Here is a 12197-nt window from a genome sequence, read left to right as displayed (position 1 = left end):
GGTAAACTCGTGGGCCTCGGGCGATGTCATGGGGGTCCGGAAAACTTGGCGGTCGTCAGTGATCAGACGACCTTTTCGCATGCGGCGACCGCGCGCGCCATATGCTTTGCCACGGCCCGTTGCGAGATGCCGAAGACGCCGGCAATTTCGGAAAAGCTTCGACCATGAATCCGGTTGAGCAGAAAGATATGCCGGGTCTGCTTCGGCAGCGCGGACAGTGCATCATCGATACTGCCGAGCGATTGACGTGCCGACATCACGTCATGTGGGGATGCAGTTTCGCAGGCATATTGCCAAGCATACTGCTCCGGCAGAATCCGCGCGAAATATTCACCGCGCCGTCGCTCGGAGCGGACATGGTCGATCGTTGCGTTGCGCGCGCATCTGGTCAGATAGGCTGCATCGCTGCCGCTCCGTTGCGTCGCCTTTTCCCACAGCCGAGGAAGATGTCATGAACGAGATCCCCCGCAGTTGCCCTGCAGCCGATGCGCCTGAAAATCTGGCGCTCAAGCCTTTCATGTTCGGCAGCATATAGTTCGGCAATTTTTTCGGATGTTAAATTCATTGGAAAAGGCTGGCTCGCTCGCCCAGGAGACATCCTTGCTACGAAAGTCGTAGAAGCCTTTCAACCTCAATAGTTTAGATCAATTCTACGACCACAAGCGCATCGCGCAAAAACCTTCATGCAACTGTCATGTTTTTGCAGCCGAATTTCGCTGTCGTCGTCATGTCGTACGTTTCTCGCCCCAGTTTACAGGATTCGCGGGAGAACATGCTTTTGTCGAACCGTTGCGAAGATGCGACACGTCCTAAAGCAGCTGGCCAAGACCGAATGCCAGAAGCGAGGCGCCTGACACCAGCGTCACGACATCCATCATTGTCCTGAAATGATGATCGCCAAGGCGCGCCAAGAGGGGGCGAATCAGAAACGTCCTTGCCATCAGCGCACCACCGATGACGACGCCCCGCAGCATGTTTGTCACCGTCATGGCGCCGAATTCCCGGAAGCTGACGATCTTGGCGGCCTGGACGAGAAGCGACGCGGCCGCTTCCGTTGCGATGAAGGCGCCGCGCACAAGGCCGAAGGCCAGGAATGCCGGGACGCTCAGCGGACCCGTCGAAAGGAATATCCCCGTCAGGAAGCCGACCACGGCGCCGGTCAATGCCAGATGGCCGATCTTGGCCGTTGAAAATCTGGCCGTGGCCATGCGGCGGATCGGCACCAGCGCCATGATGAACAGGCCGAGCATCGCTTCCGGCCATCCCGCCGGAAGGTGGATGAGCGTATAGGCGCCGAGCGCTGCGGCCGGCATGCCCGGCAGTGCTTAGGCGAGCACCGCTTTCCAGGCGATCGACCGCCACCAAGCCAGTGCCCGCGACAGATTGGCGAGAAAACCCGCCACCGCCATGATCGGGATCGCTTCGACCGCGCCGAACATTGGCACAAGAACCGGCAGAAGCAGAAGGCTGGCTCCGGTGCCAACCAGTCCGCTCAGCGCACCTGCGGCTAGAGCGACGCTCAGAAGGACGAGCCATTGATCCAAACGAATATCCTTTTCCGGTCCGCTTCAGCTTGGAAAAGCGTCGTTCAATTTGGTGGTCGCCTCGTAGGTCAGCAGCGAGACGGGGCGATTGCCACCAGGAAGAAGAGCTTCGCCGCAGTCGCCGGAATGCCGGGTGTCATGAAAACGGCAGAGATCATCCACTTGGAGCTGCAGCGAAACATGGCGCTGCTGGGTGTCGCGAGTATTGACGCGATATCGGTCGATCATCTGCGCCGGAAAAACTGATAACATCCGCAATTCGTAACGCAAATGGGAAAAGTCTGTTTCGGCGCCTCTTACTGGTAAACGCCGTCGATGATTTCGCAGCCCTTGGCCGACAGTTCCTTGTCGATCCAGTCCGTGTTGAGCGTGCCGGCCTTGATCGAAGCCATCTTCTCTTCTTCGGCTGCGTGTTTTTTGCGCGCCTTGGCAGCGATATCGGCAGCATCGGCCGGACGCACCACAACGATCCCATCATCATCTCCGACGATGATGTCACCGGGATGGACGACAACGCTGCCGATGGAAACGGGCACGTTGATTTCACCCGGACCATCCTTGTAGGGACCTGCCGGCGTAACGCCCGCTGCAAAGATCGGGAGATCCATTTCGCGCAGCGTCGCCAGATCGCGGATCGCACCATCGATGATCACGCCGCCGAGCTTCTTGCGCACCGCAGTCTGCATCATCAGCTCGCCGGTAATGGCATTGGTGAGATCGCCATGCGCATCGAACACGATGACATCGCCCGGCTGCGCCATGTCCAGCGCCTTGTGCAAAAGCAGGTTGTCGCCGGCGCGGCTTTTTACCGTGAATGCAGGTCCGAGCACATTGCCCTTTGAAATTTTCGAAATGCGGGCATCAAGCTGCGAGGAGCGATTGAGGCAATCGCCGATATTGGCCGCCGGCACACCACGAAAACCTTCGATCAGCGACGGTTCCGGACGGTTGATTTGGGTGAAGATACGAAATCCGACATTGGACATCTTTTGATCCTTTCTGGAGCGCTTAACGGGGGAGAACGGCGAAAATGTCGTGGTAATCGGCCGGTGGCTGCGCATTGAAATGTTCACGGAAACCCTGGCTTACGCACCATGCGAGCTTGTTCTTGGTGGCAACCGACATGGTGGCATCGACATCGAGGCTGTTGAGTGTGGCGATGACCTCGTCCATTTCGTGCTCGCGCCGCTCGGCATGGATGACGCCACGGGCAATCAGATCATTGACCTGCTTCAGGAAATCGCCACCGGTGATGGTGTCGCGGATCGAAACGAGCACGTCGTCTTCGAGGCCGAACTTGCGTCCTGCGACCACCGCCTCCAGAAGCAGCATCACATAGCCCTTCATGAAAATGCTGCGGAACATTTTTGAAGCCGATGCCTTGCCGGCCGGACCTTCGAGCGCGGTCACCTTGGCCCCAAAACCGTTGAGATACTCAGCGATTTCCTGGGCGCCTTTGCCGGCGGCCAGCATCGGCACTTTGTGGCGGTTGCCGGGCACGGTGCCCATAACGGCCACATCAACAAAAGTGGCATGATGAGCGATGATCTTTTCGACCTCGACCTTGGTATCCGGCCCGGCCGAATTGAGATCGACATAGATCTGGTCCGGGCGCAGCGAAGATGCCACCTGCTGAGCGACCGGCACGGCCATGTTGGCACTGATCGAGCAGACGACGATATCGACTTTGCCGATCAGGTCTTCGGCGGAGTTTTCCAGCACCACGCCTGCGCGCTCGGCACGTTCTCGCACCACTGCGCCATAAGGCTCGCGCTGCCAGCCGGCATCGAATGCGCGGATACCGCTCAAACCCTCGTCGCGCAGACCTTCGGAGATATTGAATGAGGCTTCGCCGAAGCCGAGAAAGCCAATGGTTTTCATACTATGTTTTGTCCTTTTGTGATTTGAACGCCCCCGATCAGATCGGGAGCACGCCGGTCAAAATGGCGACGACAAGGAAGATGAAGAACATCGGGATGGAGTATTTGAAGAATTCCTTCTGGTACTCGGCGAAAGACATCTCCGTGCGGTCCATCAGTAGGAACAGCCATGCGACGGTCGGAGAGCCGTAGCGGATCGCCTGCCCCATGAAGGAGGCCATGCCGATCTCGTGTGGTGTCAGGCCGTATTTCGCTCCGATCGGTGCGATCACCGGCAGGATCCCGAAATAATAGGCGTCGATAGGCAGCGCGTAGCAGGCGATCGCACCGACAAAGGCGAAGATCAGACCGATATGGCCGCCCAGCGATTCCGGGATGAGGTAGGTGAGCGTCTCGGCGATGGCAGTCGACATGCCGCTACCGTTGAGCACGCCGAGGAAGAAGCCCGCCGCGATGATGATCGAGGTGACGGCGATTGCATCACCACCATTTGCCGTGATGCGTTCGCGTTGTTCGGCAGCGGAATAGTTGGCCGCCAGCGCAATGGCCGTGGCGATCGTGAAGGCAAGCGCACCGCTGACCCAGCCCATCAGTACGGCAACCAGGGTTGCGACGGTCAGCGCCAGATTGAAGAGGAAAAGGCGCGGACGCTTCAGTTCCTTGTCATTGTCGAGAATGACATTGACCATCTCTTCGATCTGGGCCGGATCGAGCTGCTCGGACGACTTCGGATCGTAACCGAGACGTTTGCGCTCCTTCTTCCCCATGAAATAGGCAAGCACGAAAATATAGATCAGCGACACCGCCAGAATGGGCAGGATCTGGATGAAGAGCTCGTTGACCTCGACCTTCAGAACGGCCGCGGCGCGCACCAGCGGCCCCCCCCATGGCAGGCAGTTGCCAAGCCCGGTCGGCAGGATGATCAGCATCGCCAGATTGGAGAGCTTCATGTTCATGCGGCGATAGAGCGGCACGAAGGCGCTGGTGATGATGAGAATGGTCGTGGTGCCGTCGCCGTCCAGCGTGACGACCGAGGTGACGAAAACCGTAACCATCAGCACCTTGAGCGGATCGCCCTTGGCGCGTCGAATGAGGAAGGTGCAGAGCGGATCGAAAAGCCCGACATTCATCATGATCGAGAAATACATGATCGCGAACAGGATCATGATCGTCGGGTTGATCGTGCCGAGGCTGACCTTGCCTGCCTGGTTGACGGTATAGAACAGGCCATCACGGAACCAGCCAAAGATCGGCTCTATCGACCCGACGTTCCAAAGCGCTGCGGCACCGCCGAACACGATGGAAACGGCAACGAGGCCTGCGAATACAGAAATATGTTTCCTGATCACGAGAAGCAGGAATGACGCTATCATCAGATAGCCAAAACTGGCGATCAAAGTTTCCTCCCAGCGACTCTCCGTCGCCATCTTCCAGACTATGGATCAGCTGCGGTTCCTCCCGGTGATCCATAACTCCCGATTTTGAATCATTTTCCGGCAGGTGTTCTTCCTCCGGCGAAAGGAATATTGACGTTGCGTTTTGCTAAGTCTATTTGCAAATATTCAACATCTCATAACTGTGAGTTATCGATGGACATCCGCGACATCCGCTATTTCCTCAAGGTTTCGGAACACGGTCATCTGGGTAAGGCGGCGGAAGAACTGCATATTTCGCAGCCCGCCTTGTCGAAATGCATCCAGCGGCTGGAAGCGATTTACGATGTGCATCTATTCGAGCGCGCCGGACGCGGCATTGCCCTGACGGAGGCCGGGCACCTGTTGCGCGAACGGTATCAGTTGCTTGAACAGGATTTGCTCGACATACGTCGTGAGGTGTCGTCTTACAGCAGCGGGATTGCCGGCACCGTGCGCATAGGCTGCTCTGGCTCGATCGCTTCGTTTTTCCTGCCGTCGGTCTGTCGCGCAATGCAGGAACGGGCGCCGGACCTCAAGGTTCTGATCCGTGTCGGCATGGACGACGCATTGGAAGATGCTCTGCGGGCAGGCGCGATCGACGTCATCATCGTGCCGGACCGCAAGGAAATCTCCGACGGGCTGATCGTATCGGCGCCGCTTCTGTCGGACACGGTGGTTGTTGTTGCCCGCGAAGGGCATCCTCTGGCCGGACGAACATCGACACTTTCCGAACTGCTACAGTTCGGCTGGGTTTTGCCGACACCGACAGTTTCTATCCGCCAATGGCTCGAAAAGGTATTTGCCGATAAGGGTCTGCCAGCCCCTCAGCCAACGGTGACCGCTGCACCGCTGGTACCCGCCCCCTATATCCTTGCGGAAACAGACTTGCTGAGCTTCATGTCACGGCGAAACCTGACAGCCCGGCGCCCGCTCGTGGAACTGGTGAACGAGCAGACCACGATGCATCGACAGTTCGTCATCAGCCATCGCGCACGCAGCTTTGTATCGCCTGCGGTCCGATATTTCGTGACGTTGCTGCAGCAGGAAGCACGCGATCTATAGGATATTAAAGTATGTGCTTGCAGTGGGTTTAGGTGGTTTAGCGACCTATTCATCCCGGGTCTTGAATGGGTTCGAACCGGTGACCCATTATTGTGATGAATGGGCTTCAGGAAAATCGCCGATTCTCATATTCAGCGGCTTGATCGTCCTAAAGGGATCTGATCGGAGCACCGTCGAGCCACGCCAGTATGTTCTCGACAGTCTCTCGATAGAAAATCCGGAACGATCGCTCGGTGACAAAACCGATATGGGGTGTCGCAATCACATTGGGAAGCGATATCAGGCGGTGCCCACGTTGAACAGGTTCGTGGTCGAACACATCTATGGTGGCACCCGCAATCTTGTTGTCGGTGAGAGCTGCAACGAGTGCATCCTCATCGACGAGCGGGCCACGCGACGTGTTCACGAGCCAAGCCGTCCGCTTCATCAGAGCGAGTTCGTCACGACCGACCACACCTCGCGAGCGATCGGAGAGGACGAGATGGAGGGTGACCCAATCTGACCTCCGAAGCAGCTCCTCCTTGTTTACACGGGTGACACCTGCGGCTCGGGCCGTTTCTTCCGTCAGGTTCTGGCTCCATGCAATGACGTTCATGCCGAACGCCGTCCCGACGCGCGCAATCTGCGATCCGATCCGGCCAAGACCAATAATGCCAAGCGTGCTGCCATTGAGGTCACGACCGACTGTCGTCTGCCATCCTCCGGACTGAAGAGACTCCACCTCGGCAGGGATCTGCCTTGCGGCAGCCAGGATTAGCGCCCAGGTCAGCTCAGGCGCGCCGCTGCCATTGGCTCCGGTGCTCGACACCGTGATATTGAAATCGCGAGCGGCCTCAAGATCGATCGACGCATTCCGGGCGCCTGTGGATGCTATAAAGCGAAGGCTGGGCAAGCGCTCAAGCACTGATCGCGGCAGTGGGGTTCGCTCGCGCATCACGCAGATTGCGTCGAACGGCTCCAGCCGGGCGACAAGTGCCTCCGCATCCGCCACGTGATCATTAAAGACAATGACATCCGCTCGTGCCTGGACGGCAGACCAGTCCGCAGTCTGCAGAGCAACGTTATGGTAATCGTCCAAAATCGCGATCTTTGTCATTCAGTCCTCTCGGCTTTTCCGATCAGTTTACTCGGCGATCTTGACGATCAACTTGCCGAAATTCCCCCCGGACAGCATGCCGATGAAGGCTTCTGGCGCATTCTCGAGACCGTCGACAATGTCCTCCCGGTACCTGATTTTGCCTGAAGCCACCTGTGGGCCGACTTCATTCAAAAACTCGTCAAAATGATCAGCTGCGAACTCGGTCTGAATGAAGCCACGAACAAGGAGGCTCCGTCTAAGGATCGTCGACATGGTCGCCGGCAGCTGGTCGGTATCGGCGGAACCTGACCCATTGTAGTGCGCGACGAGACCGCAGACCGGAACGCGGGCAAACTGGTTGAGAAGCGGCAAGACGCCATTCCAGACGTGCCCGCCAACGTTTTCGAAATAAACGTCGATACCGTCGGGACAAGCAGCCTGCAGATCCGAAGCGAAGCTGTCCGAGCGGTGATCGACCACAGCATCGAAGCCAAGTTCGTCCTTCACGAAAGCGCATTTCTCAGGACCGCCGGCGATGCCGATGGCTCGGGCTCCCGCAAGTCTTGCAAGCTGACCGACCATCGATCCGACGGGTCCGGAAGCGGCTGCAACTGCAACCATCTCTCCCTGCCTGGGCTTTCCGATGAATTTCAATCCGCTCCAGGCCGTGAAGCCAGGCATGCCAAGCGAACCGAGCGACGTCGTAATCGGCGCACCATGGGTCTCGACGCGCCGAAGCTGATCGCCGTTGATCACGGCACCGCTGCTCCACCCGGTACGACCACGGACTAAATCGCCAGGCGCAAAGTCATTGTGTCGCGATTTGACCACTTCGGAAATCGCCTCCCCTTCCATCACGCCACCGACGGGAACCGGCGCTGCATACGACTTGGCATCGCTCATGCGGCCGCGCATGTAGGGATCGAGGGAGAGATAAAGTGATCTGACAGTGACGTCGCCTTCGTTAGCCTCTGGAAGATCGAACTCCTCCAGACGAAAGTTATCCTGTCCTGGCTGACCGGTCGGCCTGCTTGCTAGGACGATGTGGCGAGCTGACGTCATGAACTACTCCTTGATGTTTCATGCGAATGTCTGATCTAGGGAAAATCGAGTGATTTCCAAGGCGAACAGACAGATACTGACTGAGAGATGATGCGGATTGCGAACAGCAGAGCACTGCGACTGCGACGTTCGGTTTGATTAGAAAAGCCCGAGATCCGACATCAGACGCGATCGGATTGCGTCAGCGGCTATGCCCACTCGTGGCCTGGGCCGCGCAATTTCCACGGAGGTGACGGACTTGATTTCTCCAGGACGTGGGGACATCACGATGACGCGGTCGCAGAGATGGATCGCCTCGTCGATGTCGTGTGTGATCAGGACGATCGACATCTTCCGGCTTTGCCAGATCCGGATGACCTCATCCTGCAACTGCATCTTCGTCAGAGCGTCCAGGGCAGCAAAGGGTTCATCAAGCAGAAGTAGTGATGGTCGTGAGGTCAAAGCGCGGGCCAGAGCCGCACGTTGGGCCATGCCACCAGAGATCTGGTGGGGAAACTTCGTCTCGAACCCAGCCAGTCCAACCAAGGCAAGATTGCTCGCGACGAGTTCCTGCTTTTCACCTGAGGGCATTCGGGTTTCATGGATGGAGATCGCAACGTTTTGTTCGACCGTCAGCCAAGGGAAAAGGCGCGGTTCCTGAAATACCACCCCTCGTTCGAGTCCCGGGCCAATAACCTCCCGGCCATCCAGCGTGATGCGTCCGTCGAAATCACGATCCAGTCCAGCGATCAGCTTGAGCAATGTGGACTTGCCGCACCCGCTCCTGCCAACGATGCCAAGGATTTCCCCCTCACCCACATTGAACGAGATATCCCGCAGAACTTCCGTAGTGTCTCCTTTGGCCTCATAGGACTTGGAGACGCCCTCCACGGTCAGACCGCCGTCCTTCAGATCAATAGGAGGAATTATTGCACGGTTAGTGATCTGATCCATCGCAAGCGCTCCTTAAACCGTCGCCACCCGCCGCCAGCGGGTCACATATCGTTCGATGCCTCCGATCACCCCGTATTCGAGTAGTGCCATGACCCCTGCGAAACCGATCGTCCATGCAAGGACACCGGCCACATTCATGGCGCTGTATTCGGTATTCAAGCGGTAGCCGACACCGCTCGACAGACCGAAAATCTCGACAAGTACGATAACCTTCCAGCCCATGGACAGGCCGATGCGAATTCCGTTCAAAAGGAATGGCGTGAGCGTGGGAAGGAAAAGGAACCGTAGCCGGGACCAGATGGAAAGGCGGTAGACCGCGGTTATCTCCTGGAGATCGGCATTCACTGTCTTTATGCCCTGCGCGATGCTCAATGTCAGGGGCGGAGAAAGGCTCAGCGCCACTGCGAGAGTGGATGTCGTCAGCGAAATGCCAAACCAGATGACGCAGAGAAGCGCCCATACCAGGCCGGGCACGGTAAGCCCGATCAGGATCGCTGGCTCGAAGAACTGTCGGGCGTATCGATTGCGCCCCATGCAGATGCCAAGGATAAGCGACACGACAAACGCAACCAGAAATCCGAGCGCCACCCTTCCAAGCGTGATCGCCATGTGGCTGAAAAAAATGCCGCTGGCGAAGATGGCGACCAGTTCCGTCGCCACCTCTGCCACATCCGGGACCAATGGATTGGCCAGGCGCCGCGCCATCACTTCCCAGCCCAGCGTCAGCAGAGCAAGGAAAGTGATGGGCAGCCCCAACGCCCCAAGGACGGAATGGCTAGAGAACCCGAGTGTAGCTGTAGTTCGGCCGGCTCTCGACGATCTTGAGATCGATCGCGACTTCGAGCTGTCGATTGAAGTCATTGATAACAGCCTCATTCCATTCCGTTGCATAGACCCTCGGAAGACGCTCTTCGAGAAGCGTGAGAAGCTCCTCGGATGAGTTCTTCAGACCCATCCCAGCCTGTATTGCAGGATCTCGGATGAGCGACGGTTCTGAAACAAACCGCTTGTTTACCCCGAGCGTCATCTGCGCAACGCGCCGAGCTGTCTCTTGGTTTTCGTCGACCCACCTGGCGGACGCGGATACACCGACAAGCGAAAGCGTGGCGCTGTCGCCGGTCGCATCTCGCCACTGATCCGCTACCTGCGCGATCTCGCGATGCCCCTGCGCAATCAACTGCGTCGAGACAGGCTCGATCGAAATCACGGCATCCACGTCACCTCTGTTGAACAGGGCGACATTCGATACCGACGGCCCGAATGAAACCTGAAAATCCTTCTCCAGGTCCAGCTTGTGGAGGGCCGCGGCCATTCGAGCATGCCGATAGGTGTCGCTCGTCGGCAATTGCGTCGCGATGCGTTTGCCCTTGAGGTCCGACGGATGCTGGTACGGACTGTCGCCCTTCACGATCCATGACCCGTGATTGTTCAGGCGTGATCCGAAAATCACGAGTTCCGCGCCCTTCTGTGCAGCTTCTGCCAGGCCGAGCGCGCCGAACGGACCGCAATCGAGCGCTCCGCTGATGAGCAACATCTGGAACTGTCCTGGGGAGCCATCAATCCAGTCGATATCGAGTCCGGGATCGAGTTCGGGGAATTTCGCAACGAGGTCGTCCTGGATCGTGCCTGCGGTTCCCGGTCCGGCCTTGCTCATGCGGACTGGCAAACGGTCTGCCGCTCTGGCGATCGCCGGCGAAAACAGGCCCGATGTGACGGCAGTTGCTGCCAGACCCATCATCACCTGCCGACGGCCCAATGCAAGGCCGCCGATGTTTCCGATTTTCAGGAACGACGTCATCAGGCAACGAGCCTTTTGTATTCGCTCGTTCCCTTTGTCAGGTTCCAGGTCTTCATCCATTCGTAGGTGTAATCGAAGCGCTTTTCATCGAGCGGCCGCGAGTGTGCGTAATGGACGAAATGAGAGGCGAGTTCCTCTGGAGCAAGCCGTCCATTAAGTTCTGCGACGACGTGATGCTTGTATCTGTTGAAATCGGCCCGAATTAGATCCGCTGCCGCGTTGACGGACGCGACATACGTCTCGCGCTTGTCGGCCGGCACGTCCGGAGATAGCACCTCGGCCCCGCGGTAGAAATTGACCGCAACGATATGAGCGCCTTCCTTCAGCGCCAGGCTGATGAATGGTTCCATGATCGCGATTGCCTTGAACTTGCCGTCCTTGAGAGACTGGTAGCGCTCATGGGGCGGGCCAGCGTGCTCGACGATGATCGTGTCGCGCGGGATGGCACCTTCCAGAAGCTGGAGGGTCGTGTAGTGGGATCCGGTCAGTTCGTTGATACCGACGGCGACGTTCTCGAGATCACGCGGCTCCTGGATATCCTCGTCGAATGTGATGATCGCCTGCGCCGCGACCGCCGGCCGCAATCCGAAGACCTGGCTGCCACGGCTGCTCTTTTCCGAACGGTCGAGGCCAGCCCATTCGCAGAGATTGTAGGCCGATGCCACACCCGCTTCATAGAGCGCCTCTTTCTGACGCTTGAACGGATCCTGGGATGAACTCGCCGGATCGTACTTGTCGACGAACTCGACTTTCAAGCCGTTCTTCTCGAAGATACCCTCCTCAAGGGCGACATAGATCGGGAGATCGAAAACGGGGCCGTTGGGTGATATTGTGAAGCGGTAAAGCGTGTCGGACATCGTAGGCTCCTCTGATTTGACCGCGAAACCGTATCCCTTAGGCTACTACCTCTATAGGCATAGTCGTCTAAATTTCCGTCATTGGCGAGGTTTGTTTTTTGTTAAATCAGGAGGTGGTTGCGCAATGCACCCTTGGACACCTTGATCCACGATGATGAATGTTTAGTCGCGGCTGCCACTACCGTCGTGCGAGTTTGATCCGCTCCTAGCCTGACCCGGGCTCATTCGTCTCGGCGATCGGCACCATCTCGCGGTCGGCCTCCGCGGCAAAGAGCGGTAACGTGGGAGTTGTCACGTTATCGAGCGGTGATCGTACTACGCCTGCGGCTCTCCGAGATCAGGCAATCGCGCCCGTCACGGCTTTCCTATGCGCTATTGCGCGGGTGCGGTGAATATGCGTGGCCAGGGCGGATCGTTTGTGATGCGGGGTGACGAAGAGATTTCGGAGCGCCGAGAAGATCGACATGAACCGCTGCAAGCTGCCGGCTGATCGGAAACCCTGCATCGTGCGTTCCCGTTTCCGGAGCGGCAGATGAGAATTTTCCGCTCGATTGTTGAGACCCTTGTG

At 57.8% G+C, this 12197-nt stretch carries 13 protein-coding genes and 1 pseudogene; 2 read left to right on the top strand and 12 right to left on the bottom strand.

Features of this window, described 5'->3' with window-relative positions; translation table 11 throughout:
- Positions 1 to 62: 62 nt before the first annotated feature.
- Together ACI3K0_RS27270 and ACI3K0_RS27265 are read right to left on the bottom strand one after the other, a co-directional pair.
- Complete coding sequence (locus tag ACI3K0_RS27270; protein ID WP_404946688.1) at positions 63 to 365, bottom strand: RNA polymerase sigma factor; 303 nt, start codon at positions 363 to 365, stop codon at positions 63 to 65.
- A 444-nt stretch (positions 366 to 809) separates the two neighbouring features.
- Positions 810 to 1544: pseudogene (locus ACI3K0_RS27265) on the bottom strand (TSUP family transporter).
- 126 nt (positions 1545 to 1670) lie between these two features.
- Between ACI3K0_RS27265 and ACI3K0_RS27260 the strand changes: the two are divergent.
- On the top strand, positions 1671 to 1790 hold the full coding sequence (locus ACI3K0_RS27260; RefSeq protein WP_183687632.1) for a hypothetical protein: 120 nt from the start codon (positions 1671 to 1673) through the stop codon (positions 1788 to 1790).
- A gap of 50 nt (positions 1791 to 1840) precedes the next feature.
- On the opposite strand, the gene ACI3K0_RS27255 is transcribed toward ACI3K0_RS27260, so the two are convergent.
- Genes ACI3K0_RS27255 through ACI3K0_RS27245 form a run of 3 tightly spaced genes read right to left on the bottom strand, consistent with a single transcriptional unit; the run spans position 1841 to position 4821 of the window.
- Entirely contained in the window at positions 1841 to 2530 is a 690-nt protein-coding gene (locus tag ACI3K0_RS27255) for an RraA family protein (RefSeq protein WP_206828877.1), read from the bottom strand.
- 22 nt (positions 2531 to 2552) lie between these two features.
- Positions 2553 to 3425: a DUF1932 domain-containing protein gene (locus ACI3K0_RS27250; protein WP_404946662.1), complete on the bottom strand. Its 873-nt coding sequence runs from the start codon at positions 3423 to 3425 to the stop codon at positions 2553 to 2555.
- A gap of 37 nt (positions 3426 to 3462) precedes the next feature.
- The gene (locus ACI3K0_RS27245) at positions 3463 to 4821 is read right to left on the bottom strand and encodes a citrate:proton symporter (RefSeq protein ID WP_183687508.1); all 1359 of its coding nucleotides are present in this window, start codon (positions 4819 to 4821) and stop codon (positions 3463 to 3465) included.
- A 192-nt stretch (positions 4822 to 5013) separates the two neighbouring features.
- Here ACI3K0_RS27245 and ACI3K0_RS27240 point away from each other — a divergent pair, with 192 nt between their 5' ends.
- On the top strand, positions 5014 to 5901 hold the full coding sequence (locus ACI3K0_RS27240) for a LysR family transcriptional regulator (RefSeq protein ID WP_183687510.1): 888 nt from the start codon (positions 5014 to 5016) through the stop codon (positions 5899 to 5901).
- A 148-nt stretch (positions 5902 to 6049) separates the two neighbouring features.
- Here the strand turns inward: ACI3K0_RS27240 and ACI3K0_RS27235 are convergent, their stop codons facing one another.
- From ACI3K0_RS27235 to ACI3K0_RS27205, 7 genes are all read right to left on the bottom strand, one after another.
- The gene (locus ACI3K0_RS27235; protein WP_206828880.1) at positions 6050 to 6997 is read right to left on the bottom strand and encodes a D-2-hydroxyacid dehydrogenase family protein; all 948 of its coding nucleotides are present in this window, start codon (positions 6995 to 6997) and stop codon (positions 6050 to 6052) included.
- Between the two features lie 27 nt (positions 6998 to 7024).
- The gene (locus tag ACI3K0_RS27230; RefSeq protein WP_183687514.1) at positions 7025 to 8041 is read right to left on the bottom strand and encodes an NADP-dependent oxidoreductase; all 1017 of its coding nucleotides are present in this window, start codon (positions 8039 to 8041) and stop codon (positions 7025 to 7027) included.
- Between the two features lie 138 nt (positions 8042 to 8179).
- Complete coding sequence (locus ACI3K0_RS27225; protein ID WP_206828882.1) at positions 8180 to 8974, bottom strand: ABC transporter ATP-binding protein; 795 nt, start codon at positions 8972 to 8974, stop codon at positions 8180 to 8182.
- Between the two features lie 12 nt (positions 8975 to 8986).
- On the bottom strand, positions 8987 to 9679 hold the full coding sequence (locus tag ACI3K0_RS27220; RefSeq protein WP_404946661.1) for an ABC transporter permease: 693 nt from the start codon (positions 9677 to 9679) through the stop codon (positions 8987 to 8989).
- 70 nt (positions 9680 to 9749) lie between these two features.
- Positions 9750 to 10772: an ABC transporter substrate-binding protein gene (locus ACI3K0_RS27215; RefSeq protein WP_404946660.1), complete on the bottom strand. Its 1023-nt coding sequence runs from the start codon at positions 10770 to 10772 to the stop codon at positions 9750 to 9752.
- Entirely contained in the window at positions 10772 to 11629 is an 858-nt protein-coding gene (locus tag ACI3K0_RS27210) for an ABC transporter substrate-binding protein (RefSeq protein ID WP_404946659.1), read from the bottom strand. Before ACI3K0_RS27210 ends, ACI3K0_RS27215 begins: the two co-directional genes overlap by 1 nt.
- 337 nt (positions 11630 to 11966) lie before the next feature.
- On the bottom strand, positions 11967 to 12197 hold a 231-nt coding region (locus tag ACI3K0_RS27205), incomplete at its 5' end, for a DDE-type integrase/transposase/recombinase (protein ID WP_404946658.1).

The organism is Rhizobium sp. ZW T2_16, from assembly GCF_044987325.1.
Classification (GTDB): domain Bacteria; phylum Pseudomonadota; class Alphaproteobacteria; order Rhizobiales; family Rhizobiaceae; genus Neorhizobium; species Neorhizobium cellulosilyticum.
This window is presented reverse-complemented; position numbering and strand designations above follow the sequence as displayed.